Here is a 26,613-nt window from a genome sequence, read left to right as displayed (position 1 = left end):
TCTCCTGACTGCAGGCGGCGAGGGCGAGGCCGGCGAGCCCCACACCCAACCGCCTGGCAAGCGGTAAGTAGTGCATACGATTCCCCTCAAGAAAGCTGGGCTATTCATCGCCCTGTGCGGGCTGGAAGTCCAGCGCCCCGCCATTGGTACAATAGCGTTGACCGGTCGGGGCCGGGCCGTCGGGGAAGACATGGCCCAGATGGGCGCCGCAATTGGCGCAATGGATCTCGGTGCGGGCGACCATCAGCTTGTAGTCTGTCTTGGTCTCGACATTGTCGGCCTCGGCCGGCTGGTAGAAGGAAGGCCAGCCCGAACCGCTCTCGTATTTGTGGTCCGAGGCGAAGAGGGGGATGTCGCAAACCTTGCAGTGATAGGCTCCGGCACGCTTTTCCGCGTTGAACGGATGCGTGAAGGCGCGCTCGGTGCCCTCCTCGAAGGCGATGGCATAGGTATCGGGGTCCAGCTTGGCCTTCAGGGCCTCGATCTCGGCATCACTCAGTCGGGGCATGGTCGGTCTCCGTCTTCAGCGGCGTGTCAGGGGCGGTGAGGGCGTGGGCCTGACCGCGTCGTACCGACAATATGGGGGTTGTCAGGCAGATGACCACCAGCACGACACCAAGCCCGACCATCGGAATCAGTGCCGACAGGTTGGGGCCGAGCTGACCGACCACCACGCCCATCAGCACCGCACCGGCCGGCATGCCGCCGAACAGGCCGAGCTGATAGACGGACATGACGCGGGCCAGCTTGTCGGGCGGGGCCTGTTCCTGGACCACCGACCGCGACAGCGAAATGGCAATCCCGGCGCCCAGTCCCCAGCAGAAGACCAGCACGTAGAGCGACCAGAAGGGAAGATGGAAGAAGAAGGCACCGGTGGCCAGCACGGTCACCGACTGGGCCAGGATCAGGGCCCGGCCGGGTCGCTCGATCTGGCCGAACCTGACCAGCGCAACATTGGCGACCAGGGCACCGACCCAGAAGGCGACCATCAGGCTGGCAATCTCGGGATAGCCGCCGCCATAGCTCTCGCGGATGATCAGCGGGATCAGCACCAGGAAGGAGCCGCCGACGACGAGGATGCCGAGTGCGATCATGATCAGCGTCATCGGCATCAGAACGGGCGAGGTGAAGACCGCCTTCACCCCGTCGGCGAGGTCATGCATCGGGTGCGCGGTCGATTTGTTGCGCTTCGAGCTGAGGCGCGGCAGGAAGGCCGCCGAAATGCCGCCAATGCACAGGCCGACCGCCTGCAGCACAAAGAGCGTCCCCGGTCCGGTGTAGGCGGCGAAATAGCCGACCGCCATGCCGGCGATCTGGGCGCCGAACTGGACCGCTGACGCCATCACCACGGCGCGTTGCAGCTCGATTCCGCCATGCCGCGTCTTGGCCGAGATGCGCACCACCGGATTGATCGCGCTGTCGCGCGCCGGCATCACGAAGCCGCCCGCCACACCGATCAGCAGGGCAAAGCTGACCATGATCCAGTAGGTCAGGTGTCCGCTCAGCAAGAGCAGGCCCAGCGTGCCGGCCGACAGTCCGGCGAAAATGTAGAAATAGAAGATGATCCCGCGCCGGTCCTTGCGTTCGGCGAGGACACCGGCAAACGGCAGCAGGAGCATCATCGGCGCGGTCAGCGCGGCCTGGGCGAGGCCGAGGCGCTCGGGCGTCTCGTGCAGGGTGAAAGTGATCACGCCCGGGAAAAGTGTGGTCTGCAGGCCGAAGCCGAAGAACCAGCCGGCGACCAGGATTAGATAGGCACCAAAGGGCGGCATGCGGAGCTGGCGATTGCCGGCAAGGGGACGAAAAACAGGCAAGGGCTGATCCGGTCTGGTGCGGAGGGTGTCGCCGCTCTTTCGTGAACCGGCGTGATTTGCATTGCGCCTTGTCTAGCAACATGTTGACTGGATGCAAATCACGGCAATCCAGAAATGAGTCGCACATCATGAAATTCGTCAAACCGGGCCTGGGCCTGCTCCTTGCTGCCTTCATGATTTTCATGGGCCTGCAGAAATTTGGTGCCTCCAATCCGATCTTCGCCCAGATCGCCGAGGCGTCCGGCATGGACTTCTTCGAGCCGCAGGTGCGCATGCTGACCGGCGTGCTGGAGCTGCTCGCGGCGGCGCTGTTGCTGGTCGGGATCTTCGGCAAGCGGCTGGAGGGTCTGGGCGGCCTGTTGTCGCTGGGCGTGATCGGCGGCGCGATCGTCTTCCACCTGTCGCCCTGGCTGGGCATCAATGCCCCGGTCGGCGTGGCCGCGGATGGCAGCCTGATCTATTCGCCGATGCTGTTCGGCATGGCGGTGGTGTTCGGCCTCCTCGCCGCGGTTGTGACCTGGCTCGACAGGGACAAGCTGCCGATCATCGGCAAAGCCTGAAATGCCGGGCATCGCTCCTACGATTCATTAACGCCGCGGCGTCATCCTGTCGGTCAGACCGGATCTGACAGGCGCACCCATGGCGAATGCCGAACCCTTTGAGCTCAGCGAGCCCGTCACGCACCGCACGCGGGCCATCCTCGCGCGGCGGCTGGCCGACATTGTCGGTCTGCCCTCGAGCCGGATCACGCCGCGCGAACGCTGGATCGTCGGTGATCTCCTCTATGACGTGATCCGGGCCAGCGATGTCGAGCTGCGCCAGCGCTGCGCCAAGCGCCTTTCGGTGCTCAGCGATGCGCCGCACCGCCTGCTACGCACGCTCGCCTGTGATGTCTACGAGGTGGCCGAGCCGATCCTGGAAGACTGCCTCGCCCTGTCGGATTTCGACATGATGGAGGTGGCGCGGGTCGGCAAGCTGCAGCATCGCCTGACCCTGGCCAAGCGCGAGAACCTGTCGGCCACCGTCTCGGCGGCTCTGGCGGCGGGGGGTGAAACGCCGGTCATCGAGCGGCTTCTGCGCAACAAAACCGCGACCCTGGCCATGCCCACGGTCGACCATCTGGTCGGCATGGCGGCCGATGAGGGCAATCTGGCACATCTGCTGATCCGGCGTGAGGAACTGCGTCCGACCCAGGCCTTTCGGCTGTTCTGGTCCTGCGAGCACATCGACCGCGCCCAGATCATCGAGCGCTTTGCGGTTGATCGCACCATCCTGATCGACGCCTCCGAGGACATCTTCCCGATGGCCGCGGCCGAGGACTGGTCCGACCCGATGGTGACGCGCATCCTGCGCTATATTGATCGCCGCCAGCGCAATCGCGAAGCCGCCGAGCTGAGCCCCTACGGTTCGCTGGAAGGCACGCTGGAAGCCATGGCGATGGACGGCGCGCTGCCGGAAATCATTACCGAGATCTCGACCCTCGCCAATGTCGACCGGCGGCTCGTGGTGCAGATGATGGATGACATGGCCGGCGAGCCGATCGCCGTCCTGTGCAAGGCGACGGGTCTCAAATGGCCCAGCTTCGAGCATGTCTGGCGCGGTCTCGGCCGGGCCTTGACCAGCGAGCCGGTCGCCCAAGCGCGCAAGATCCATGACAGCCTCTCGGTCGAGAAGGCCCAGACAGTGCTGCGCTACTGGAACCTGTCGATGGAAGACAAGGGCGGGAAGTAGGGGCTGGCCACCAGCCCACCGCCTTCAGTGTGTCACCCGAGATCCCAAGGGCCTGATTTCGCGACGCCGAAGTTTGGGTTCCCATGATCTAAGCCGAAGCTTTGCAAGCGTCGCTGCGTGGAGGCGGAATAGGTGGTGCGTGTCCCTATTTTTCCAGGGGGATGAGCGGCAGCGCGCTGCCCGCCCGCATCGCCATTTCGGTGACTGCCCGGATCGTGCCATCGCCACCGGCAATGGCGATGGCGTCCGCGCTACTCGACAGGGCGGCCTTCAAGGCGTCTTCGCCATCCTCGACCAGGCTGTCCACCCGGCACACCGAGGCGTGGTTGCGCAGCTCCGCGATCAGGGTCTCGCCTTCGCGTGACAGCCGACCGCTGCGGGGATTCATGACGATGGAAATACGCATGGTGTTTCCGGCACGGGACAAATCGTCGCCGAGCATGGGGATTGTCAGCCTTCGCGTCCACCTTGCCGGGGCAGTGGCCGTAGATAGGACTGTCCCGGCAGTCAATTTGAGAAGGAATGACCTCGATGGAATGTCCGGTTGATGGTGAAACCCTGGTGATGTCCGATCGCAACGGGGTGGAGATCGACTATTGTCCCAAATGCCGGGGTGTATGGCTGGATCGGGGTGAGCTGGACAAGATCATCGAGCGCTCGGCGCCGCAGGCCGCCCGCCCCGAACGCGGCTATGACAGTCGGCCCGCGCGCGGTCACGAGGACCGTCGCCGCGACAAGAAGCGCGAGAGCTTCCTGTCCGAACTGTTCGACTTCTGAGCCCCGGCCAGCGCCGGACACCGGCACGGCCCAGCAGGCGGGGGCAGCGGGGAATACCCCCACGGATGGTGCGTCTGCATCTTCCCTCCCGCTTCATCTGGTCAAGCTTCGCCTGAGCGGTTAATTACCGAAGCATCAGCGTTATCGCGCGGGGAGATTCCATGTTCTACGGCATCAGCCTCACCGCCATCCTGGTGGTGCTCTGGCTCACCTTGTCCGGGCCATTTACCCTGTCCGGCAACTATCCGATCGTGATGGGGCTGGGCGTGGTCAGCATCATCGTCACGGTGGCGCTTGCCTATCGCATGCGCATTGTCGACCGCGAGACGGTTCCGGTCGGTCCGTCTATTCCGCTCTTCACCTATTGGGGCTGGCTGGGTGGCGAGATCGTCAAGGCGAACCTCGCCGTCGTTCGTCTCGTCATGAAGCCGGAAATCGAGGTCGAGCCGCGTCTGATCCATGTCGCCGCCGACCAACGCTCCGAGCTGGGCCGCTGCGTCTTCGCCAATTCGATCACGCTGACCCCGGGCACCGTGACCGTCGATGTCGAGGATGACGGCTTCCTTGTCCACGCGCTGGACAATTCCTTCACCGATCCGGCCGGCTTTGCCGAAATGGGCGCCCGCTCCGACGTCGCCACCGATGGCAAGAGGGAGGCCCGCTGATGCACATCATGATTTTCCTCGTGGCGATCGGCATAGCGGTGGCGATGGCCATCATGCTGGCCCGCCTGTTTGCCGGACCGACCCTGTATGACCGTGTCCTGGCAGCCAACTCCTTTGGCACCAAGACGGTCCTCTTCCTGCTGGTCTTCGCCGCCCTGGTCGGGCGCCAGGACGCCATCGACATCGCGCTGCTGTATGCGCTGATCAATTTCGTCGCGACGATCGCGATCCTGAAATTCTTCCGCTACCGCTCGCTGGAGATTGCCCTGGCCCAGATGTCGCTGCGTCGGGCCATCGACGGGGAGTACGAGAAATGAGCCTCGCTGAAGCCTTCCAGTACGCGCGCGATGCCTTCTCCATCGGCGCCATGGCGGTGGGTCTGGTGTTCGTGATCGCCGGAGCAACCGGTGTCATGCGTCTGCCCGACTTCTACACCCGCATGCATGCGGCCGGCGTGACCGATACGCTGGGCGCCGAATTGATCATCCTGGGCCTGATTGCCCAGGCCGGTGACTGGCAAACCGCTGCCAAGCTGGCGCTGGTCGCGCTGCTGCTCTTCCTGACCAGCCCGACGGCCACCCATGCCATCGCCAATGCCGCGCACCGCGCGGGCCAGAAGCCGGACCTCGGTCATTTCAAGCCGAAACACCCGGCCGATGCCGGCGCGTCGGAGGGCCCGAAATGAACGCCGATCTGACCCAGTATCTGGACTATCTGCTGATCGCCATGCTGCTGGCGGTCGGCTTTGCCATTGTCCGTCTTCGCAACCTGTTCGCCGTGGTCATGCTGACCGGCGTCTATTCGCTGCTCTGCGCCGCCTGGTTTGTCTCGCTCGATGCGGTCGATGTGGCCTTTACCGAGGCCGCCGTGGGTGCCGGCATCTCCACCGTGCTGATGCTCGGTGCCATGCTGCTGACCGCCCGCGAAAGCGAGCCGGCCGGGGCGGGGCGTCACTGGGCCGCCTTTGCCGTGGTTTCCGCAGCCGGCGCGGCGCTGTTCTTCGCCATCCCGGACATGCCGGTCTATGGCGACCCGGACAGCGCAGCCAATGCCTATGTCGGCCTGCAATATCTCGAGCGGGTTCCGTACGACATCTCGATCCCGAACGTGGTCACGGCGGTCCTCTCCAGCTATCGCGGCTTCGATACGCTGGGCGAGGTCGTGGTGGTGTTCAGTGCGGCGCTCGGCGTGATGCTGCTTCTGGGCTTCGGTACCGGGACACGCCGCCGCGAAGAGGGGGAGGACTGACATGTCACCGCACCTGATTCTCCGGGTTGTCTCGAAGCTGTTGATCCCGCTGATCGTGATCTTCGGTTTCTACGTCCAGTTCCATGGTGAATACGGTCCCGGCGGCGGCTTCCAGGCCGGCGTGATCATTGCCGTGGCGGTCATCCTCTATGCCCTGATCTTCGGCATTGATGCCGCGCAGGCGACTGTTTCGCCGACCGTCGTGCGCTTCGGGGCCGCCCTCGGCGTTCTGATCTTTGCCGGCGTCGGTGTCGCGACCCTGTTCCTGAACGGGGCCGGCGAGCCGCTCAACTTCCTCGATTATGACGCCTTGCACCCGGATCAGGGCCACCATACCGGCCAGCACTACGGGATCATCGCGATCGAGATCGGCGTGCTGTGCACGGTGTCCTCGGTGATGGTTGCGATCTTTTATGCCTTCTCCGGCCGTGTGCCGGATATCCCGGACGGGGAGTGGTAGCGATGCTGGAGATCCTTGCAGAACGCTTCACCTATATTCCGATCATCATCCTGATGATGATCGGCCTCTATGTGGTCATCGCCACCGGCAACCTGGTCAAGCGACTGGTTGGCCTGTCGCTGTTCCAGACCTCGGTCTTCCTGCTCTACATCACCATTGGCAAGGTGTTCGGCGGCGCACCGCCCATTCTTGCCGAGTACAAGGTCGATGATGGCTATGGCCATGGTGGAGGCGAGGGGGCCCCGGCGGCCGCTGATGCCGCCCATGGCGCTGACCTGGCCGCTGGCGCGGCGGATCATGGCGCCGATGCGGCCGGCTATGCCGGCGACGCCGCCGGTTACGGCGCCGACGCGGCTCACCAGGCGGCTGAAGTCCTCTACTCCAACCCCTTGCCGCACGTGCTCATCCTGACCGCCATCGTCGTCGGCGTGGCGACCCTGGCCGTTGGCCTGGCGCTCGTTGTCCGCATTCGCGAGGCCTATGGCACGATCGAGGATGATGCCCTCAATGCCGCCGATTACACGCTTGAATCCGGGAGCGCCGAATAATGCAGTTTCTGGCTGACTTCCTGCCCGCGGGCATTGCCATGCACGCGCCGGCCCTGATCGTCGTCATTCCGCTGATCATGGCGGCTGTCTCGGCGATGATGCCGAATGGCCGTGTCGCCTGGGCGGTGGCCCTGGTGACCTCCGCCGCGGTCGCCCTTTTGTCCCTGAACCTCCTCGGTCAGGTACTGACCGAGGGTGTCGTCTCCTACCATATGGGCGGCTGGGCGCCGCCGCTGGGGATCGAATACCGCATCGACATGCTCAATATCGCCTTGCTGCTGCTGGTCGGCATGCTGGGTTTCCTGAGCGTGATCTATGCCCTGCCGAGCGTCGGTGACGAGATCGCCGAGAACAAGCAGGCGCTGTTCTATTCCGCCTTCCTGGTCTGCTTCACCGGCCTGCTCGGGGTGACCATTACCGGCGATGCGTTCAACGTCTTCGTCTTCCTGGAAATCTCCTCGATCGCCACCTACACGCTCATCGCGATGGGCGCGGGCAAGGACCGGCGGGCGCTGACGGCCAGCTATAACTACCTCGTCCTCGGCACGATCGGCGCGACCTTCTTCGTGATCGGCGTCGGCTTCCTCTACATGGCGACCGGCACGCTGAACATGGCCGACATGGCGGCGATCCTCGAGGTCAATGGCCATAACCGGGTGACCCAGGCGGCCTTTGCCTTCATCGTGGTCGGTCTTGGCCTGAAGGCGGCGATGTTCCCGCTGCATGTCTGGCTGCCGAATGCCTATGCCTTCGCGCCGAACTTCGTGACGGCCTTCCTCGCCTCGACCGCGACCAAGGTCGCCTTCTACGCGCTGATCCGCTTCCTGTTCTCGGTTTTCCATCCCGATGTCAGCTTCGTCGAGATGTCCTTCGTCTGGCTGTTTGCCGTCGTCGGCACCATCGCCATGGTGGTGGCTTCCCTGCAGGCAGTGTTCCAGAGCGATGCCCGTCGCATGCTGGCCTACTCCTCCGTGGCGCAGGTCGGTTACATGATGCTGGGTCTCGGGATGGGCACGGCGTCCGGCCTGTCGGCGAGCATGCTGCACCTGATGAACCATGCCCTGATGAAGGGCGCCTTGTTCATGGCGCTGGGCGCGTTCGCGCTCAATTTCGGCGTTCGCCGGGTCAAGGACCTGGCCGGACTGGGCAAGACCATGCCGGCCTCGGCAACGGCCTTCACCATTGCCGGCCTGTCGCTGGTCGGGGTGCCGCTGACCGTCGGCTTTACCTCGAAATGGTATCTCGTCACCGCCGCGCTCGAGCGTGGCTGGTGGTGGGCGGTGGCCGCTCTGATGCTGTCCTCCCTGCTGGCCCTGGCCTATGTCGCCCGGCTGCTGTCGGCGATCTGGATGGATACGCCGCCGAGCCATCATGGCGAGCTGAGCCAGCGCCGTCTGGCGCCGTGGATGGTGCTGGTGCCGATGTCGATCCTGGCCCTGGCCAATATCTACTTCTTCTTCCACGCCGACCCGCTGGTCTGGCTGGCCCGGTCCGCGGCGGATGCCGTGATGGGGGGGAATTGATCTGATGTGGACGCCTGAACTCTCACTCGCTCTCGCGCTCGTCCTGCCCGCCCTAGGCGGGGTCTTCGTGGCCCTGCTGGGCTCGCGCCCGAACCTGCGCGAAGCGGCGACGCTGACCGCCGCCGTGCTGCTGGCGCTCAATGTCGCCTATCTCGTCGAGATCGCCCCGAGCCAGCCCACGCTGGAGCTGGCGACCCTGGCTCCCGGCCTCAACCTGGTGTTCAAGCTGGAGCCGCTGGGCGCCATCTTCGCCGCCGTTGCCTCGGGGCTGTGGATCGTCAACTCGCTCTATTCGATCGGCTATATGCGCGGCAATAACGAGAAGAACCAGACCCGCTTCTATGTCTGTTTCTGTATCGCCATTGCCGCTGCCATGGGCGTGGCCCTGTCCGGCAACCTGTTGACCATGTTCCTCTTTTACGAGGTCCTCACCCTATCGACCTATCCGCTGGTCACGCACAAGGGTGATGCCAAGGCCAAGCGCGGCGGGGCGATTTACCTCTCCATCCTGCTGGGCACCTCGATCGGTCTCCTCCTGCCGGCGGTGATCGCAACGCACTTCCTCGCCGGTTCGACCGACTTCGTCGCCGGCGGCCTGCTGGCGCTCAATGACGTGACCCCGGCGATTGCCGGCATCCTGCTGGTGCTGTTCGCCTTCGGGATCGGCAAGGCGGCGCTGATGCCGGTCCACCCCTGGCTGCCGAATGCCATGGTCGCCCCGACCCCGGTCTCGGCCCTGCTGCACGCGGTGGCGGTGGTGAAGGCCGGTGTCTTCGCCATGCTCAAGGTCGGCACCTACATCTTCGGCGCGGACCTGATCGCCATCACGCCGGCCGCCGACGCGCTGGCCTGGATTGCCGGTATCTCGATCGTGCTGGCCTCCGTGGTCGCCATGACCAAGGACAACCTCAAGGCCCGGCTGGCCTTCTCGACCGTGTCGCAGCTGTCCTATGTGACGCTCGGCGTGATGCTCGGCTCGCCGATCGCCATGCTCGGCGGCGCGCTGCAGATCGTCATGCACGCCTGGGGCAAGATCACGCTCTTCATGAGTGCCGGGGCGATCTATACCGCGACCGGCAAGACCGAGATCTCGCAAATGGACGGTCTGGGACGCTACATGCCCTGGCTGTTCGGCGCCTACACGATCGGCGCGCTGTCGATCATCGGCCTGCCGCCGCTCGGTGGCGCCTGGCCGAAACTCTTCCTGCTGGAAGGCGCCTGGGAGAGCGGGCATGGCTGGCTGATGCTGGCGCTGATTGCCTCCTCCATCCTCAATGTCGCCTACCTGCTGCCGCTGTCGGCGCGCGGCTTCTTCTCGCCGCCCGACGAGGCCAAGCTGAAGAAGCAGCCGCCCATGCTGGTGATCCTGCCGCCGGTCATCACGGCCGCCGGCGTGATCGCGCTCTTCTTCCTCATCGGACCGCTGCGGGATTATCTCGAACCGGTCTTCATGACGTCGACCCTTGCTGCGGAGGCCGCGCTGTGAGCGATCCAAACGGCAAACATGATGAACTGATCCATCCGATGGCGCGGCCCTTCCTGTGGCTCGACTCGGGCTGGCTGAAATCCTCGATGATATGGATCTTCCTGGTCGGAACGCTCGGTTTCGTTGCGGTCGATTTTGTCCATCACCGCCATGAATACGTTGAGTTCGCCGAGTTCTACGGCTTCTACGCCATGTGGGGCTTCGGCGCCTTCGTCCTCGCCGTCATGATCGGCTGGTTCGTGGTTCGCGGTCTGCTGGGCCGCAAGGAGGATTACTGGGACGGTGACAATACCGACGAGGAGGGCCAGTCATGATCGAAGCTCTCTATGACGTCTCACCGGCCTGGCCGGTCATCATTGCCGGCCTGCTGGCAGCGGCTTTCCCGATCCACCAGGTGCGCAAGGCGCTCGCGCTGATCGCACCGGTCCTGGCGCTCGGCCTGTGGTTCAACGCGCCGTCCGGCGACCATCTCGGCGGGATCATCTCGCTGGGCGGTTTCACGCTGGAAACCTTCCGCTTTGACGGTCTGTCCCGGATCTGGGGCCTGATCTTCATCATCGCCGCCTTCATCAATGCGCTCTACGGGCTGCATGAGAAGGACCGCATCGCCGATGCCGCCGGCCTGATCTATGCCGGTGCCGGTCTGGGTGCCGTGTTCTCCGGTGATCTGCTCTCGCTCTTCGTGTTCTGGGAACTGACCGCGATCTCCTCGGTCTTCCTGATCTGGGGCGCCCGCAACAATGCCGCCTACAAGGCCGGCCTGCGCTATCTGGCGATCCACATCCTGTCCGGCGTACTGCTCCTCACCGGTGCGGTCATCCGTGCCAGCGAGACCGGCAGCTGGGCCTTTGACGAAACGCTGACCATCGAGACGCTGGGCGGCTTCCTGATCTTCATCGCCTTCGGCATCAAGTGCGCCTTCCCCTTCCTGCACAACTGGCTGCAGGACGCCTATCCCAAGGCGACCATCACCGGCGCGGTCGTGCTGTCGGCCTTCACCACCAAGCTGGCGGTCTATGCGCTGGCGCGGGGCTATGCGGGCACCGACGAGCTGATCTGGATCGGCGCCATCATGACGGCCTTCCCGGTCTTCTTCGCGGTGGTCGAGAATGACCTGCGCAAGGTGTTGTCCTTCTCGCTCAACAACCAACTCGGCTTCATGGTCGTGGGGATCGGTGTCGGCACCGAGCTCGCCATCAATGGTGCGGCCGCGCACGCCTTCGTGCACATCATCTACAAGGCGCTGCTGTTCATGAGCATGGGCGCGGTGATGCTGCGGGTCGGGACCGTGAAGGCGTCCGAACTGGGCGGGCTGTTCAAGTCGATGCCGGCGACCGCGGTCTTCTGCCTGATCGGGGCGGCCTCGATCTCGGCCTTCCCGCTGTTCTCGGGCTTCGTCGCCAAGGCGCTGACCCTGGCGGCCGTGGCCCAGGAAGGCCACTGGATGGTCTGGCTGGTGCTGGTCTTCGCTTCCGCCGGTGTGCTGGAGCACTCGGGCATCAAGATCCCGTACTTCGCCTTCTTCAGCCATGACCGTGGCCATCGCGTCCGCGAAGCGCCGGTCAACATGCTGATGGCGATGGGGATGGCGGCGCTGATCTGCGTCTATCTGGGCGTGAATTACGGCGTGCTCTACGAGCTCGTGCCCTTCCCGGAGGCGGCGCTGCACTACCAGCCCTACACCTTCGACCATATCGTCGGGCAGATGCAGCTCCTGCTCGGGGCCATGTTCGCCTTCGCCTTGCTGGTGCGGATGAAGTGGTATCCGGACGAGAAGCGCGGCATCAATCTCGACACCGACTGGTTCTATCGTCGTTTCCTCGCCGACACGGTCGTCTGGGGCCATGCGATGTTCGGCCGGCTGTGGGCGTCGATCGGCAATCTGCTCGGCGGAATCCGGACCCGGACGGGCGGAAAACTGTTCGAGGTATTCAGTCCTATCGGCTCCCTGAGCCGGGATATCCCCAGTGGGCTGCTCGCGATCTGGACGAGTGCCTTGCTGGCGATCGTCCTGCTGATTGCCTACTTGTCCCCATAAGTCTCAAGGACTTGTCATTCAGGAGAGGGCGCCACACGCAAGGGTGGCGCCCTCTTTCTTTACAACAAAAATAGGAATATTATCCCCACCTGGGTGTAGCCTGCTTAGCATCACGTCAGTCGCGGCCATCGGGGCGCCGCGTCAGAACGGGAGTGCACGGATGAGCAGTGTCATGTGCAAGCTGGAAGAAGACGTTGCCCGGGCCCGGCTGGCCCAGAGCGCCGTCGCCTATGCCTTCGGGATCTCGCAGCGTGAGCTGGAGGCCCCGACCCGACGATCCCGCGAGACCGCGCTGGCCCGCCAGGCCGCAATGTATCTCGCCCATGTCGCCTTTGAACTGCCGCTGAGCCGGGTTGCCCTGGCCTTTGGCCGTGACCGCTCGACCGCGGCCCATGCCTGCCACCGGATCGAGGATCGGCGTGATGATCGCGCCTTTGACGATTATATGGATGCCCTTGAGGCGGCTTTGCGCACAGCGCCGCGCCTGAGCGGGTTGCAGCGGCTCGCCGGTCTGGAGCGTCTACCATGAGCGCGCCGCGCTGGATGCGCGCCTTGGCCCGTCCTGGCGCCCGCCTGGCCGCCCCCGGTGAGGTCGAGGCCCGGGCGGTCATTCTGCCGGACGGTGACCGTCGTCGCCGCCCGACCGCCCGTATTGCCGCCGCGCGCTTCAATGAGGCGATGACCTGCGGCTGGCTGGCGCGACGCGAGAACGGGCTGGTCCTGTCCGCCGACGGTCTGGCAGCGTTGCGGGCGGGGACGCGCGGCGAGGATCCGGATCCGGCCGAGCGCCATCGCGAGATGGAGGCGCGTCCGGTGATCGCAGCCAATGGCGCGGTGCGCACCGTGAGGGCCAATCGCCGCGAGGGGGCGCTGGGCCCCTGGCTCGACGGGCTCGATCCGCACCAGCGCCAGGCCGGTGAACGCTTCCTCGCCGATTATCACCGCTCGACCCTGATGAGCCCGGTGACGCGCAACTGGTCGCCCACCGCCCAGCGCCGGGCGGAAGGCCAGCGCCGCGGGCCGGAGGACGCCGCAGTCAGCGCGCTGGCGGCCAAGGACCGCGTCATGGACGCGCTGGACGCGCTCGGTCCGACCTTCGCCCGGGTGATCGAGGCGGCCCTGGTTCACGAGGACAGCGCCGCTGCCTTGGAACGCCGCTTCGGCTGGGCGGCGCGGTCGGGACGGACGGTGCTGGGGCTGGCGCTGACGCGCCTGGCGGAGGTCTATCGGTTGGTTTGAGGGGGGGAGGTGCACCTGTTGCCCCGCAACCCCATCATTTTTCCCGGGCGAAGACCCGGGACCCACGAAACGATCCCGCAGGCGATGAGACCCCCGTAGGTCCCGGATCGCGCCGAGGCGCGTCCGGGAAAAATGGAGGATGGAGCAAAGGTGTGGCGCTGCACGCTCACTGAAGGAGGACGGTAGTACCTGGCCCTAAAGCGTCGCCGCTTCCCCGCGGATCCGGCCGATCATCGAGGCCAGGCCGTTGGAGCGTTGCGGGGAGAGGTGTTCGGACAGGCCGATGCGGGCCAGCACGTCACGGGCGTCGACGGAGAGGATTTCCGCACCGGTGCGGCCGGAATAGAGACGGACCAGAAGGGCGGCGAGACCGCGCACGATATGGGCGTCGCTGTCGGCGCGGAAGGTGAGGGTCTTGCCGTCACGCTCGGTAACCAGCCAGACTTGGCTCACACAGCCCTTGACCTTGTTGACGTCGGAGCGCTCGGCCTCCGGCATGTCGGGCAGGGCCTTGCCCATGTCGATGAGATAGCGATAGCGCTGTTCCCAATCGTCCAGGAAGTCGAACTCGTCCACGAGTTCGTCGATTTCGGTTTGGATATCTTGTGCCGTCATGTCATCGCCGACGTAGTGCGGCCGAGGCGGCGAGGCAAGCCGTCTGTGCGGTTTGCGGAGCGTTTGAGGGCAGTCGGGGGCGCCGGGCGCCCGGGGTCAGCGGGTCTGGATCAGGACTTGGCGCGGGCGGCTGGGTTGGTCGGAGCCGTGGCCGAAGTGTTGGTCGCGGTCTGGCGTTCCTGGTGTTGTTCGATGGCCGTACCGATCCGGCTCATGGCCATCTCGCCGAGGAAGCTGCCAAGCCGTGCGGCTTCTTCGCCGGCTTCACAGATCACTTCATTGTCGGAGCACCACTGGGAGACCTTGGCGGTGGCGTCAATCCGCGTCTCCGCCGTGCGGAACGGCAGATCCATCGCTTCGCCCGCAAAATCCTGCGGGACGAAGAAACTGACGACAGCAAGCCAGAAGGCAGCGCGCAGTAGAAACATCATCTTCGACCTCATTCCTGACCGAAATCGGGTGTACCGATATCAATGCAGGATCGAGGCTAGGGAAAATATTGAGCAATAGCGAGCGATTACGGGCTTTACCGAAAACGGTGTGCGAATTCGACCCGTGAATTTTGTGTAAAATTGTCGACAATTTTTATCGTGTCTCTGATCGGGACACGTTTTGTTAACAATTGGCCGGATTCGACTAACGGGGTCGCTCAAATTTGACTCAATTCGCCGTGCTCGCACTGCTGCCGAGGCAGCGGCTGACATCCATCAATGCGTGCTCGGCGATGCAGAAGCTGTCTTCATACATGAAATGGCCGGCCGCAACGCATTGCTGAAGGTCCAGCCGGACCCAGGCAAGGCAGCGCTCGACCACCGGATCGGACAGCAGCGCCTCGACGACCTGGTCGGTCCGCGCCGGATCATCATTGTTCAGGGCCTGAAGCGCCGCGACCGACAGAATGCGGCCGATCCGCGCTCGGTCGGGATCCGCGGCCGCGTCGCCGACGGTGAGCGTCAATTGGGGGGCTATCGAGGCCCGGCTCGAGACCGAAGACGGTTCATAGCGCTCGAACAGCGACGAGGCGGGCAGGCCATTGTCGAAACCGGTGGCCAGCGTCATCAGGACCTCGTCGGTCATGTCGATCGGCTCACTGCCCATGTGGGAGAGCTCGGCGAGCCGGTCGCTGCGGTCGCCATGGCTGCGATTGGCCCAGCGCTCGCTCTGCAAGTCATAGGCGGCGGCGCGGTAACGTTCGGAGACGTCCATGATCTCCGCATTGTCGGCCGCCATGGCATCCACCACCGACGTCTGGGCCTCTTGCGAGGAGGCAAAGCTGGTTGCGAAGCTGGGATCATACATCAGCCCGGTCATGGCCGCTTCCGGACCGTAATAGTCGGCCAGCTCCCGCACTTCATCGAGATATTCGGGATGGCGCGCGGCGATGATGGCCGCATAGGCGATCCAGGCCCGGACCAGGCGTTCCTCGCCGTAGAAGGCGGTCAGACGGTTCATGGCATCGTCAAGATCGTCGCCGGACTGGATCGGTGCCGAATGGAGATCGGCAATCACGCTGTGATAGGCCGCGTATTCACCGGCCGAGCGCTCGACGATGGTCGGCGTCGGGTCCGCGGAGGGGGCGAGCTGAAGCACGGGGGCGGTGGCGGGCGCCTGCCCGGCGTCCTCCGGCCCGGTGTTCTCTTGCAGTGTCAGACTCGTGCTCATGCTCAGCGCGCCGATGGCGAGGAGAGTCGTCAACATCACACAATGCTCCCTTGGACCCGGCTCTTGTGAACCGTCTTCATACTGCCTCGCCTTCGATGGACATCCAAGGGGGAGGTTCGGATGAATTATCACAAGGCTTAGCGGCTGGGATGCGTAAACGCGCAAAGTTTAAGATTCAGCATTTGTTAACGACAAAGGCGAAGATTCTGTTCAGCAAAACAAGCGAGTCGCACCGGTTTGACATGAAGCCGAAATCCCCTGCCATAGCAGCCTGGTTCGCACGCCAAGGCGGGACGCTTGTCAACCTCATCTGGCTTGGCACGCTCGCGGCCGCCTTGCCGCGGCTCTGGCCAGTCCTTGACGGCACCACGCTGGAAAAGGCCTTGCTGGTCGCCGCGATTGCCGCCCCGGCGGTGCTGAGCGCCTTCATCATCCCTCGCATGGACCGCGCTTTCGAGCGTTTCCTGCTGGCCCTGGTCTGGACCGGCTTTGCGGTCGGCGTCACGCTGACCGGCGGCGGCGTGACCGGAATTGGTGTCCTCGCCTTCCTGCTGGCGCCGGCCATGGCGGCTGCCTGCGGCGAGCGTGATGGCATCATCAAGGCGGCGGCCCAGTCCGGCCTGGCCGCACTCGTTGTCGCCGGCCTCCAGATCACCGGCTTCGTCGCTCCGGCCCCGATCGCGGTCGAGCTTCACCTGCCCTTCGTGCTGGGCTGCGTGCTGACCCTGTCGACCGGCTTCGCCTTCGGCGCCCTGCGCGCCATCCATGAGGCCGACCAGATCCGCGCCGAAGCCGAGCGTGGCCGGGTTCGGGCCAAGGCCTTTGATGCCTCGCCCGTGCCGCTGGTCGCCTGCGATACGGATGGCCATATCCTCGCCGCGTCCAAGGGCCTGCGCGAGCTTTCGCCGGGCCTGCCGCGCGAGCTGAAAGGTCTTCCGCTCGCCGATCTCGGCTTCGACGAGGAAGACCGGGCCCAGCTGGCCGCTTCCGGCCGCCGGGCCGCACTGCGTGATGTCGAGGGACCGCTGGTCATTCGCGGCGTCCGCGGCCGCAGCGAAGATGTTCTGGTCAAGACCCACCCCATTCATGGCGGCTCGGTGATCGCACTGTCCCGCGATAGCGGCCCGGCCCTGGCCGCGGCCCTGCAGGAGGCCCGTGACGCCCGCGAAGCCGCCGAGGAAGATGCCCGCGCCAAGACCCAGTTCCTGGCCTCGGTCAGCCATGAGCTGCGCACCCCGCTCAACGCCATCATCGGCTTCTCCGATGTGATGAAGGCCCGCCTGTTCGGCCCGATGCCGGCGCGCTATGCCGAATATGCCGACCTGATCCATGAAAGCGGCCAGCACCTGATGGAGCTGATCGGCGACGTGCTCGACATGTCGAAGATCGAGGCTGATCGCTACGAGCTGGTCCGCGAAACCTTCGATATCAGCGACGTGGTGGGCCTCTCGGCCAAGATGATGCGCCTGCAGGCCGAAGAGGCCGGCATCAATCTCAAGGTCAAGCCGCATGACGGTCCGTTGATGGTCGAGGGTGACCGCAAGGCGCTGCGCCAGATCCTGCTGAACCTGCTCTCGAACGCGGTCAAGTTCACGCCGAAGGGTGGCGCCATCGTGGTCATGGCCCGCCCGGCCGGTGGCCAGCTCGTGCTGGCGGTCGGTGATAGCGGTGTCGGTATTGATCCGGAAGACGCCGGACGTCTCGGCCAGCCCTACCAGCAGGCTGCCAATGCGCGTGATATCGAGAAGCGCGGCACCGGTCTCGGACTGTCCCTGGTCCGGGCCCTGTCCGAGCTGCACGGCGGCACGATGAATATCGCCAGCCGCAAGGGTGAGGGCACCACGGTGACCATCTCACTGCCCATCCTGGCCGAGACCACCGCGGTCATCGAACCCCATCCGGGCCTCGACGTCCGCCAGCAGATCCAGCGCGCCCAGGAAGCCGGTCAGGACATGTCGGCCGCGAAGACGGCGGATGTGGCTTAGGACTGAGTCTCGCGACTCTTCGCGACTTCAAACAATTCTACCGTCATCCCCCGGCTTGTCCGGGGGCCCTCAGCTATTCTGTCGACGGGAAAACAGAGGTCCCCCGGATCGCTGCTGCGTATCGACCGTGGGATGACGGTGGGAATAATAGTGGCGGCGTTCGGCGATCTCCCGGCAAGTGATATACGGGGGAGTGCGCGCGGGGCGCTTCTCGTTCAGACATGTCCTAATCATTTTTCCCGGACGCGCGCCAGCGCGATCCGGGAAAAATGGGTGGGGTGCAGTCGCGACCGACGCGCGCCTCAGCCCTTCGGCTTGCGCTTCAGGGTGGCGCCTTTTTCGAACGGCTTGCCACCATCCTTCTTGGGACCAGGCTTCTTGCCGGCCGGCTTGTCATAGCCACCCGCCTTTTTCTTGAAACCACCGGCCGCGGGCTTGCGCTTGCGGGCCCAGGCGCTGTCCTCGCCCTTGTCGGGGCGGGCATTGGGATTGGTCAGGTCGCCGGTCGGACGGGCCTTGCGGGCCGGACGGTCATCGCTGGCCGCTGCGGCCGGACGCTCGGACCGGAAGGGCTTGTCGCCGGACGGCTTGCCCTTGAACGGCTTGTCAGCGCGGGGCTTCTTCTCCCAGGGCTTCTCGTCGCCGCCGACCGGGCTTTCGGCGCGGCCATAATCCGGCTTCGGCTTGCCCTTGAAGGGGCGCTCACCCTCGGCCGCCTTGCCATAGGGCTTTTTCTCGTAAGGCTTCTTGTCGCCATAGGGTTTCTTGTCCCCGTACGGCTTTTTGTCGCCGAACGCCTTTTTCTCATAAGGCTTTTTCTCGTACGGCTTCTTTTCGTAGCGGGGCTTGTCGCCGCCGGTCTCGCCGTCGCGCTCGCGCTGGGCGTAGGGCTTGCGGTCCTCATAGTCGCCGCTCGTCTCGGCGCGCGGAGCCCGATCCTCGCGCGGGCGGCTGACCGGGTAGCCGTCACTGTCGGTCTCGCGATGACGGGACTTTTCGCGGTGACGCATTTTCGGTGTGCGGGCATCGGTCGGGCCGTCGCTCGGTCCGGCGCGCTGCATGTCCGAACCGTCATCGGGGGTAACGCGGATATTGTTCTCGCCACCGCCGTTTTCGGCGAGCGCCTTGGCGAAGCGGTCGGCATGGGCGGCGTCAATCTCGAACCGGGTCTCGGTCTCGCCGATCTGGATCGAGCCGATCTCGCGCTTGGTCACATGACCCAGACGGCAGATCAGCGGCAGCAGCCAGCGCGGCTCGGCCTTGGCCTTGCGGCCGGCGGACAGGCGGAACCAGACGCTTGCCTTGAAGTTCTCGCGCGGGGCGCGTTCCGGGCGGTCGTTCTGGGCGGCCGGGCCGGACAGCAGGTCCTCGGCGGACGGCAGGGTTGCGATGCGGGCGCGCAGGAAGGCGGCCGCCAATTGCTCGGCGCTGAATTTCTCGAGCAGGATTTTGGCGTCGGCGGCCAGTTCCTCGTCGGCGGCCTCGGTCAGGATCGGGTCGGCCATCAGGCGCTCGCGATCGCGGGCGCGGACGTCATCGGCGGTCGGCGCGTCGGCCCATTCGGCCTGCAGCTTGGCATCGCGCAGAAGGCGCTGGGCGCGGCCACGGCGCGTGTGCGGGACGATGATCGCGCACACCCCCTTGGCGCCGGCCCGGCCGGTCCGGCCCGAGCGGTGCAGCAGCACGTCGGAATTGGTCGGCAGGTCGGCGTGGATGACCAGTTCCAGACCCGGCAGGTCGATCCCGCGGGCGGCGACATCGGTCGCCACACAGACCCGGGCCCGGCCATCGCGCAGGGCCTGCAGGGCGTGGGTCCGTTCCTTCTGGGTCAGCTCGCCGGACAGGGCTACGGCGGCAAAGCCGCGATTGCCGAAACGGGCCGACAGCCGGTTCACGGCTTCGCGCGTGGCGCAGAAGATGATGGCGCGCTCGGCATCGTAGTAACGCAGAACATTGATGATCGCGTTTTCCCGGTCGGACGGCGCGACCGAGAGGGCGCGGTATTCGATATCGGCATGCTGGCCGCGCTCGGAGACCGTCGAGATGCGCAGCGCGTCCTTCTGGAAGCGGCGGGCGATATCGGCGATGGCGCGCGGCACGGTGGCCGAGAACAACAGGGTGCGACGGCTCGCCGGGGCGGCATCGAGAATGTATTCGAGGTCTTCGCGGAAGCCGAAATCGAGCATCTCGTCGGCTTCGTCCAGGACCACGGCGCGCAGGGCCGACATGTCGAGGGCGCCGCGTTCGATATGGTCGCGCAGGCGGCCGGGTGTGCCGACCACGATGTGACAGCCGCGCTCGAGCGTGCGGCGTTCGGTGCGCGGATCCATGCCGCCGACGCAGGAGGCGATCTGGCCGCGCGCATCGCCATAGAGCCAGGCCAGTTCGCGCTGGACCTGCAGGGCGAGTTCGCGCGTCGGTGCCACGATCAGGGCCATCGGCAGGTCGGGCTGGCCAAATTCATTGTCGTCACCGAGCAGGGTCGGGGCGAGGGCCATGCCGAAGGCGGCGGTCTTGCCGGAGCCGGTCTGGGCCGAGACCAGCAGGTCGCGCCCGTCGGCGTCTTCCGCGATCACGGCGGACTGGACTTCGGTAAGGGCTGCATAGCCCTTCTTTTCAAGCGCAGCGGCGAGCGCCGGCGCAATGCGGGGATTCAGAGTCATATAAAGCTGTGTTCCAGTGCCAAAATGCCGACCACACCCATCAGTGGCCGGGTTCCATCGTCGTCCCGGTAAGGGCGCCGATAGGGCGACTGGCCGGAATACGAACGCGGCTGTAGCACAGGTCAGAGGCAAAAGGCCAATCGTGCGACAGCAGGGCGGTCATGCAGATGTGGGGGTGAGGGGGGGGGCGGAATATGGGAGAGGCCTTATGGCCGGTTCGCTCCTCAGCCTCACCGTCATCCCACGGTCGTGGCGGAGAGACGATCCGGGGGACCTCAGCGCTTGGGCGCGAGGTGAAGTGGTGAGGTTGGGGGCAGTACTGCGGATCTGGTAGCGAAGGTCCCCCGGATGCCCGCTTCGCGGTCACCGTGGGATGACGGTGGTGGTGGGGGGATGGGTAAGAAAAGCGGGCGCCCGCGGCGCACAGCCCGCCATAAACCGCTTGCCGGGAGTTCGCCGTATCCGGTTCTTCAGGTCAAGGGCCCGACGGGCCGCTGAGCGGTTACACCCTTGACCTGAAGAACCGGATACGGCCCGCTGGCTGACAAGTGATTTATGGATGGATCTGCGTCAGGCGCGTTGGGACACCGCTTCCCAACTAGACCTGTCATCACTCCCACCGTCATCCCACGGTCCCGGCGCCAGCCGGGATCCGGGGGACCTCAGCGTTTGGGGCGCGAGGTGAAGCGTTGAGGTCGGGGGCAGTACTGCGGATCTGGTAGAGAAGGTCCCCCGGATGCCCGCGTCGCGGTCACCGTGGGATGACGGTGGTGGTGGCGATGAGAAGGCCGGATCCCGGCCTGCGCCGCTCTACCGTTTATCCGCTTGCAGGATCAGCTTCTTGTAATCCGTGAGGTTGCCGTCATAGCGGTCGGCACGACCGTCCTTGACCAGCCAGAGCTGGTCGGCGGTGCCTTCGGCGAGATAGACGTCGTGGGTGATCAGGACGACGGCGCCGTTATAGTCGTTGAGCGCGTAGATCAGGGCCTCGCGGCTGTCGATATCGAGGTGGGAGGTCGGTTCGTCCAGGATCAGGATGTGCGGCTTTTCCAGCGACATCAGGCCGAGCAGGAGGCGGACCTTCTCGCCGCCGGACAGTTTCTCGATATTGGTCTCGACCTTCTCGTGGGAAAAGCCCATCGCGGCCGAGACGGCCCGGCAGCGGGACGGGGTGGTGCCTTCGGGCAGGACGTCGCGGACATGGTCCAGCACCGTTTCGCCCGGGCGCAGCTCATCCATCTGGTCCTGCGAGAAATACCCGATGCGCAGCGAGCGCGCTGCGGTGCGTTCGCCCGACATCAGTGGCAAGCGCCGGGCGATGGATTTGACCAGCGTGGTCTTGCCCTGGCCATTGGCCCCGATAATGGCGATGCGGTCATCCGGATCGAGACGCAGATCGACCTTGTCGAGGATCTTGGCGTCCTCGCCATAACCGACGGCCGCATCGCGCAATTGCAGCAGCGGCGCGGCGAGCTTGTCGGTCGAGGTCGGAAAGGAGAAGGGCGTCGTGCGCTCGGCCAGCGGGATGGTGATTTCCTGCATCTTCTGCAGTTGTTTCACGCGCGACTGCGCCTGGCTGGCCTTGGAGGCCTTGGCGCCGAAGCGGTCGACGAAGGATTGCAGGTGGGCGCGGTCGGCTTCCTGTTTGGCGCGCTGGCTTTCCAGCAGGGCGGTCTTGGCGGCCCGCAATTTCAGCCAGGCGTCATAGCCACCGGGCGAGATCGAGAGCTGCTTGTGCTCCAGTGCCAGCGTGTGGGTAACGCAGCGGTTCAGCATTTCGCGGTCGTGCGAGACGATCAGCACGGTGTGCGGGTAGCTCTTGAGATAGGTTTCCAGCCAGGCCGCGCCCTCGAGATCGAGATAGTTGGTCGGCTCGTCGAGCAGGAGGAGGTCCGGCTGGGAGAAGAGCACACCGGCAATCGCGGCGCGCATGCGCCAGCCACCGGAAAACTCCCGGCTCGGCCGCGACAGGTCGGCATCGGTGAAGCCCAGACCCATCAGGACTTCGGCAGCACGGGCCTCGGCCGTCCAGGCGTCGATATCGGCGAGACGCACATAGATCTCGGCGATCCGGTCGGGGTCGGTGGCGGTCTCGGATTCCTGCATCAGGCTGTGACGCTCGGCGTCGGTGGCGAGCACCACGTCCAGAATGGTGGTGTCGGAGGGCTGTACCTCCTGGGCGACCCAGCCCATCCGGGCCCCGCGCTGCAGGCGGATCGACTTGTCGGAGGAGGGCTGGTCGATCTCTTCGCGGATCAGCCGCAGCAGGGTCGACTTGCCGGTTCCGTTGCGGCCGACGAGGCCGACTTTCCAGCCGCCGGAGATCTGTGCCGAGGCATTCTCGAACAGGGATCGTTCGCCGATGCGATAGTCGAGATTGGAGATCGTGAGCATGGTCGAGGCTGAACTTTCACTGCGCGGGTCCGAGTGGCGAATTCGGGGCCGGATCAGGACGCGCCGATATGCGCCCGCCGGGCGTCATGCCACGGCTCCGGTGCGGGTCATAGCCGCTGCAGTGCAGCATGCCCAGTGCCGGGTGCGGCGCCGGGGCGTTTTGTTACCGGGAAACGGGGGCGTTCGGGGGCGCGGCTAGCTCGGCGTCTCGCCGCGATCGGCACTGCGCAGGAAGGCCAGGGCGGCGCCGAAATCGCCGATCTCGATATAGTGGCTGGCGATGATATTGCCGCGGCGATCCATCAGTTCGACGCGGGCGGTCTCGCGCGGATCGCGAGCGGCGAGCGCGTCGGCGGTCGACATCGGGAAATCGAACAGGGTCGCTTGCGCGCTGCCGGCCAGGTCGGCCGCGTCCGCACCGGTCGTGCGACCGGAGGCCCAGTGGCGGGACTGGGCAAAGCGCGGTGGGGTCCAGCGCGCCCAGGGCGCGTCGGTCGGGCCGGTATAGGTACCGCCCATGGTGGCGTCATAGAGGGTCGGCTGACGTTCCATGTCGCGCAGGATCAGGATGGCGCTGGTCGCGGTCTGGCCGCCGGGCAGGGCCAGGCTGAGCCGGCGCTCGCCATCGCGGGTCGAGACGCCGATCTTGAGGTCGCCCTGGTCCTGGACGACCGACCAGACGGCCATGTCCGGCATGGTGCTGCGGCTGGCGGTCCAGGTGAAATGGGCGCCCGGGAAGTCCATCGAGCGGATCCGGACCCAGCCGACAAAGCCCTCGACCACGCGGGCCTGCAGGTCGGCGACGGCGGGGTCGTTGCAGGCAATGCCGGCGGCCTGCTGTTGCAGGTCGCGGGTATAGTCATCCAGCGCGTATTGCGAGATGCCCTCGCGCAGCAACAGGCCGCGGGCCTGCAGGCGGGCCGCGTCGAGCGCCATGCGCTGGTTCGACGTGAACAGGCCGCAGCGCGTATCCACCGCCATCGCCAGCTGACGCTCGCCGAAAATCGCGGCGGTCGCGTCGTCGGCGAGGACCGGTGCGGTCAGGCTGGTGAGGCCCAGACCGAGGCAGAGCGCTTTGACAATGGCGTGCATGACAGATCCCGCTTGTGAGAGGATCTGTCTAGCAGGCCGGGTTTGATGCCGCGTGAAGAAGGGTGGTTAATGCTCTGCGAATTCAATCACTAGGATTGAACGCGAACCCGCTTGCGACGCCCGAAGAAGGCCCGCATCAGGAGCAGGAAGGCGGCGCCCATCAGCAGGAAGGCGGCGTCGCGGGTGTGGTCGACCGCAAATTCCTGGATCCGGTCCGTCATCGTCGGCGCGACGATGGCATAGTCCAGCGCGGTCACGCCGCGGGCACTCCAGACGGCGGCCCGGCCTTCCAGCGCGGTCCACAGGTCCGAGCGCGCCAGCGAGCGTCCGGCGGCTTCGAAGGAGGCCATGTCCGGTGCCGTCAGGGTCGCGATCCAGCGGCCGTCATTGGCCTGGTCGCGGAACAGGGAGGCGACGCCGATACCCACTTCCGTCCCGACTTCAGCGTCGGCGGCATCGGCATAGGCCGCGGCGGCAAGGCGCATCAGGCCACGCTGTCCGCGCGAGCGTTCGGCGGCGCGCAGGGCGGCCCGCAGCTCGGGCGGGGCATTGCGGTCAACGGCGGCGATCTCGGTCGATCCCGGTCCGATGACCAGCAGGTTGTGATCGGCCGGCGCGACGTCATCGGCATCGCCATACCAGGCATAGAGCCAGGCTTCGCCGCTGATCAGGGCGGCGCGGGCAAGGACGGAGAGGGCGCCATGACGGTCGGCGTCGAAACGGGTCGAGAACTGCACCGCGGTGCGCGAGCCCTGATCGGCACTGAAGGGCAGGCCGCTGTCGGCGAAGGTGCGCAGATCGGCATCCGTATGCATGGTGCGGGCATCACGGATCTGGCGGACGCCAAGGCGGGCTGCGGTCATCGCGTCGGCGGCGATGAAGGTCTGGCGATAGCCGACGAAGGAGCGGGCGGCCATCAGGCGCGCCGCGGCCACGGCCTCGTCGAGATTGCGGCCGGTGATGACCAGGTGCGGGATGCCGTCATTGCGGAAGCCGATCTCCGGACCGTTGGAGCGGTCACCCGAGCGCAGCGCGGCGCGGTCATCGGCGGCCAGGCGGTCATTGTCGGCGATCCGCACGACAAGATCGGCCTCGGCGGCATCGCTCGTGAACAGCGGGACCTGTCCGGCCCGCAGGGCGAGACCCTGGGCGACGAGGCTTTCCAGCGTCACCCGGTCGCGGCTCTCATCGGTGATGAGGGCAATCCGGCGCGGCGCGGCGAAGTCGGCGGCGAGGGCGGCTTCGAGCGATTCCAGCGTGTCGATGACGCCGGTCGGCTCCAGCGTCAGGCGGATCTGCGAGCGGCGCGCGTCGACGATCCAGCCCGGAGCCGGCATGTCGGTGGAGTAGGCCAGCTCGAGCGTGTTCTCGCCCGGGCGGAAATCATCGGAGAAGAGGGCGAAGCGGGCTTCCATGGCCCGGGCTTGCGGGCGGATGGTGATGGCCTCGCCGCCATTGACCGAGACATGGATCAGGCCGCCCGTGCTGTCGCTCGCCGGACGGGCCGCAAGACGCAGCCAGGCTTCGGTGGTGTCGACATGTGGCGGCAGGAAGAAACGGATATCGACGCGCTCCCGCGAGGTCGACAGGATGAAGGCATCGGCCTGCCCGTCGAGGTCCGACAGGCTGCGCTCTTCGGTATTAACGGCTTCGGTGGTAACCGGGGTGGCAATGGAGGTCGCGTCCATAGCGGCGGTCTGACTGGCGTCAGGCTGGCCGGTCGGCGACATGTCCTGCCCCCAGGCGGAGAATGAGCCAGCGGCCATGACAGCCAGACCCACGACCGCGGACGACAATACGCGTACAAACATGAAACACTCCCTCACCCGTTTACAAACTATTAAGCAATTGGGCGGCCAGCAACGAAAATGAGTGCGCTTAAATCGAAATTCTGGGTCGACGCCTTGATTCGCAGGGCTGAATTGGGGTTGGCGGCGGTTTATGTGATTCGCCGGGGAGACGAAGATGCCGGGGCGGTGCTCGTAAAGGTGGTGAGCAGCCCGACCCTGGCCCATCTTTATGTGCCGTCCCGGGACGATCAGGGCGAACGGATGTGGACGCGCCGGCGGGAAACCGATGAGCCGGGCCTGGATGCGTGGTGTCGCAAGCGGATCGACCAGGATCCCGACCTCTGGCTGATCGAGATCGAGGACCGCCAGGGACGTCACTTCCTGACCGAGCCGGTAGAAAATCCTTAACGCCGCGCCGCTAGACTGGCGTCCGATCAAATGGCTTCTCAGAGACCGGGTTCACCATGCTGTTTCTGTTCAATGATGTCGTCTTCGATCTGGGAGATCTCAAGGGGATATTGCGCTCCGAAAAGCTGCCGCTCTCCCCGGCCCAGATCGAGAGCCTGACCGCGGCCCAGCTCAACGGGCTGGTGCGCGAGGCGGTGTTTGCGGATCCGAACATCGCCCACAACAAGCCCGAGCATGTCCAGCACATCGTCGCGCTGATCAGCTATATCGCGCCCGGGGCCAATGCCCTGCTGGCGGTCCGTCCGGACGGCGCGACGAGCCATGCCGAGGTCGGGCTGCGCTATGCCAATGTCACGATCACAACCCTGGCCTCGCTCTGGCGTGACCAGCGTGACGGTCACCTGACCCCCCACCAGATCAATGACCAGGTCTGGCTCGCCGCTTGAGGTGGCTTGCCTAGCGGGGCGGTAACAGG

28 protein-coding genes are annotated in these 26,613 nt (G+C 65.6%); 18 read left to right on the top strand and 10 right to left on the bottom strand.

All coding sequences use genetic code 11. From position 1 onward, the window contains the following. Positions 1-100: 100 nt before the first annotated feature. Positions 101-508: a peptide-methionine (R)-S-oxide reductase MsrB gene (msrB, locus tag AAA969_RS08840; RefSeq protein ID WP_338245660.1), complete on the bottom strand. Its 408-nt coding sequence runs from the start codon at positions 506-508 to the stop codon at positions 101-103. Continuing rightward, a complete protein-coding gene (locus AAA969_RS08835) occupies positions 492-1,814 on the bottom strand; it encodes an MFS transporter (RefSeq protein ID WP_338245659.1) in 1,323 nt (440 codons plus the stop codon). Before AAA969_RS08835 ends, msrB begins: the two co-directional genes overlap by 17 nt. A 128-nt stretch (positions 1,815-1,942) precedes the next feature. Between AAA969_RS08835 and AAA969_RS08830 the strand changes: the two genes are divergently transcribed. Next, positions 1,943-2,374: a DoxX family protein gene (locus AAA969_RS08830; protein WP_338245658.1), complete on the top strand. Its 432-nt coding sequence runs from the start codon at positions 1,943-1,945 to the stop codon at positions 2,372-2,374. Positions 2,375-2,453: 79 nt separating this feature from the next. Beyond that, positions 2,454-3,545: a DUF2336 domain-containing protein gene (locus tag AAA969_RS08825; protein ID WP_338245657.1), complete on the top strand. Its 1,092-nt coding sequence runs from the start codon at positions 2,454-2,456 to the stop codon at positions 3,543-3,545. A 145-nt stretch (positions 3,546-3,690) separates the two neighbouring features. On the opposite strand, the gene AAA969_RS08820 is transcribed toward AAA969_RS08825, so the two are convergent. After that, the gene (locus AAA969_RS08820; protein ID WP_338245656.1) at positions 3,691-3,951 is read right to left on the bottom strand and encodes a diacylglycerol kinase family protein; all 261 of its coding nucleotides are present in this window, start codon (positions 3,949-3,951) and stop codon (positions 3,691-3,693) included. A gap of 125 nt (positions 3,952-4,076) precedes the next feature. On the opposite strand from AAA969_RS08820, the gene AAA969_RS08815 reads away from it, so the two are divergent. The 13 genes from AAA969_RS08815 (at position 4,077) to AAA969_RS08755 (ending at position 13,529) form a co-directional block, all read left to right on the top strand. Continuing rightward, positions 4,077-4,322, top strand: a complete 246-nt coding sequence (locus tag AAA969_RS08815; RefSeq protein WP_425325048.1) for a zf-TFIIB domain-containing protein — start codon at positions 4,077-4,079, stop codon at positions 4,320-4,322. 161 nt (positions 4,323-4,483) lie between these two features. Beyond that, positions 4,484-4,987, top strand: a complete 504-nt coding sequence (locus tag AAA969_RS08810; protein ID WP_338245654.1) for a Na+/H+ antiporter subunit E — start codon at positions 4,484-4,486, stop codon at positions 4,985-4,987. Continuing rightward, a complete protein-coding gene (locus AAA969_RS08805) occupies positions 4,987-5,304 on the top strand; it encodes a monovalent cation/H+ antiporter complex subunit F (protein WP_338245653.1) in 318 nt (105 codons plus the stop codon). Before AAA969_RS08810 ends, AAA969_RS08805 begins: the two co-directional genes overlap by 1 nt. Further along, positions 5,301-5,672, top strand: a complete 372-nt coding sequence (gene mnhG, locus AAA969_RS08800; protein WP_338245652.1) for a monovalent cation/H(+) antiporter subunit G — start codon at positions 5,301-5,303, stop codon at positions 5,670-5,672. Before AAA969_RS08805 ends, mnhG begins: the two co-directional genes overlap by 4 nt. Beyond that, positions 5,669-6,235, top strand: coding sequence for a DUF4040 domain-containing protein (locus tag AAA969_RS08795; protein ID WP_338245651.1), 567 nt, complete (start codon positions 5,669-5,671; stop codon positions 6,233-6,235). Before mnhG ends, AAA969_RS08795 begins: the two co-directional genes overlap by 4 nt. 1 nt (position 6,236) lies before the next feature. Beyond that, entirely contained in the window at positions 6,237-6,695 is a 459-nt protein-coding gene (locus tag AAA969_RS08790; protein WP_338245650.1) for a Na(+)/H(+) antiporter subunit B, read from the top strand. Positions 6,696-6,697: 2 nt separating this feature from the next. Then, on the top strand, positions 6,698-7,243 hold the full coding sequence (locus tag AAA969_RS08785) for a cation:proton antiporter subunit C (protein ID WP_338245649.1): 546 nt from the start codon (positions 6,698-6,700) through the stop codon (positions 7,241-7,243). After that, a complete protein-coding gene (locus AAA969_RS08780; protein WP_338245648.1) occupies positions 7,243-8,766 on the top strand; it encodes a monovalent cation/H+ antiporter subunit D family protein in 1,524 nt (507 codons plus the stop codon). The genes AAA969_RS08785 and AAA969_RS08780 overlap by 1 nt, the downstream gene beginning before the upstream one ends. Positions 8,767-8,770: 4 nt before the next feature. Next, on the top strand, positions 8,771-10,252 hold the full coding sequence (locus AAA969_RS08775; protein WP_338245647.1) for a proton-conducting transporter membrane subunit: 1,482 nt from the start codon (positions 8,771-8,773) through the stop codon (positions 10,250-10,252). Beyond that, positions 10,249-10,566, top strand: coding sequence for a hypothetical protein (locus AAA969_RS08770; RefSeq protein ID WP_338245646.1), 318 nt, complete (start codon positions 10,249-10,251; stop codon positions 10,564-10,566). Before AAA969_RS08775 ends, AAA969_RS08770 begins: the two co-directional genes overlap by 4 nt. Beyond that, complete coding sequence (locus AAA969_RS08765) at positions 10,563-12,290, top strand: Na(+)/H(+) antiporter subunit D (protein ID WP_338245645.1); 1,728 nt, start codon at positions 10,563-10,565, stop codon at positions 12,288-12,290. The genes AAA969_RS08770 and AAA969_RS08765 overlap by 4 nt, the downstream gene beginning before the upstream one ends. A gap of 160 nt (positions 12,291-12,450) precedes the next feature. Further along, entirely contained in the window at positions 12,451-12,819 is a 369-nt protein-coding gene (locus tag AAA969_RS08760; protein ID WP_338245644.1) for a helix-turn-helix domain-containing protein, read from the top strand. Then, the gene (locus tag AAA969_RS08755; protein WP_338245643.1) at positions 12,816-13,529 is read left to right on the top strand and encodes a DUF6456 domain-containing protein; all 714 of its coding nucleotides are present in this window, start codon (positions 12,816-12,818) and stop codon (positions 13,527-13,529) included. The genes AAA969_RS08760 and AAA969_RS08755 overlap by 4 nt, the downstream gene beginning before the upstream one ends. 195 nt (positions 13,530-13,724) lie before the next feature. Here the strand turns inward: AAA969_RS08755 and AAA969_RS08750 are convergent, their stop codons facing one another. The 3 genes from AAA969_RS08750 to AAA969_RS08740 all read right to left on the bottom strand — a co-directional run bounded on the left by AAA969_RS08750 (position 13,725) and on the right by AAA969_RS08740 (position 15,842). After that, positions 13,725-14,144: a SufE family protein gene (locus tag AAA969_RS08750; RefSeq protein ID WP_338245642.1), complete on the bottom strand. Its 420-nt coding sequence runs from the start codon at positions 14,142-14,144 to the stop codon at positions 13,725-13,727. A 110-nt stretch (positions 14,145-14,254) separates the two neighbouring features. Next, the gene (locus AAA969_RS08745; RefSeq protein ID WP_338245641.1) at positions 14,255-14,575 is read right to left on the bottom strand and encodes a hypothetical protein; all 321 of its coding nucleotides are present in this window, start codon (positions 14,573-14,575) and stop codon (positions 14,255-14,257) included. Positions 14,576-14,804: 229 nt separating this feature from the next. Next, positions 14,805-15,842: a hypothetical protein gene (locus tag AAA969_RS08740; protein WP_338245640.1), complete on the bottom strand. Its 1,038-nt coding sequence runs from the start codon at positions 15,840-15,842 to the stop codon at positions 14,805-14,807. 206 nt (positions 15,843-16,048) lie between these two features. On the opposite strand from AAA969_RS08740, the gene AAA969_RS08735 reads away from it, so the two are divergent. After that, complete coding sequence (locus tag AAA969_RS08735; protein ID WP_338245639.1) at positions 16,049-17,791, top strand: PAS domain-containing sensor histidine kinase; 1,743 nt, start codon at positions 16,049-16,051, stop codon at positions 17,789-17,791. Between the two features lie 302 nt (positions 17,792-18,093). Here the strand turns inward: AAA969_RS08735 and AAA969_RS08730 are convergent, their stop codons facing one another. The 4 genes from AAA969_RS08730 to AAA969_RS08715 all read right to left on the bottom strand — a co-directional run bounded on the left by AAA969_RS08730 (position 18,094) and on the right by AAA969_RS08715 (position 25,751). Further along, positions 18,094-20,454 (bottom strand): DEAD/DEAH box helicase, encoded by a 2,361-nt coding sequence (locus tag AAA969_RS08730; RefSeq protein WP_338245637.1) that lies wholly within the window; start codon positions 20,452-20,454, stop codon positions 18,094-18,096. 810 nt (positions 20,455-21,264) lie between these two features. Next, a complete protein-coding gene (locus tag AAA969_RS08725; protein WP_338245636.1) occupies positions 21,265-22,848 on the bottom strand; it encodes an ABC-F family ATP-binding cassette domain-containing protein in 1,584 nt (527 codons plus the stop codon). 195 nt (positions 22,849-23,043) lie between these two features. Further along, complete coding sequence (locus tag AAA969_RS08720) at positions 23,044-23,940, bottom strand: hypothetical protein (RefSeq protein ID WP_338245635.1); 897 nt, start codon at positions 23,938-23,940, stop codon at positions 23,044-23,046. Between the two features lie 89 nt (positions 23,941-24,029). Further along, positions 24,030-25,751 (bottom strand): cellulose biosynthesis cyclic di-GMP-binding regulatory protein BcsB, encoded by a 1,722-nt coding sequence (locus AAA969_RS08715; RefSeq protein ID WP_338245634.1) that lies wholly within the window; start codon positions 25,749-25,751, stop codon positions 24,030-24,032. Positions 25,752-25,808: 57 nt separating this feature from the next. Between AAA969_RS08715 and AAA969_RS08710 the strand changes: the two genes are divergently transcribed. Both AAA969_RS08710 and AAA969_RS08705 read left to right on the top strand, forming a co-directional pair. Beyond that, a complete protein-coding gene (locus tag AAA969_RS08710) occupies positions 25,809-26,138 on the top strand; it encodes a DUF1491 family protein (RefSeq protein WP_338245633.1) in 330 nt (109 codons plus the stop codon). Between the two features lie 56 nt (positions 26,139-26,194). After that, the gene (locus AAA969_RS08705) at positions 26,195-26,584 is read left to right on the top strand and encodes a hypothetical protein (RefSeq protein ID WP_338245632.1); all 390 of its coding nucleotides are present in this window, start codon (positions 26,195-26,197) and stop codon (positions 26,582-26,584) included. Positions 26,585-26,613: the final 29 nt, after the last annotated feature.

Source organism: Maricaulis maris (assembly GCF_036322705.1).
GTDB classification, from domain to species: domain Bacteria; phylum Pseudomonadota; class Alphaproteobacteria; order Caulobacterales; family Maricaulaceae; genus Maricaulis; species Maricaulis maris_B.
This window is presented reverse-complemented; position numbering and strand designations above follow the sequence as displayed.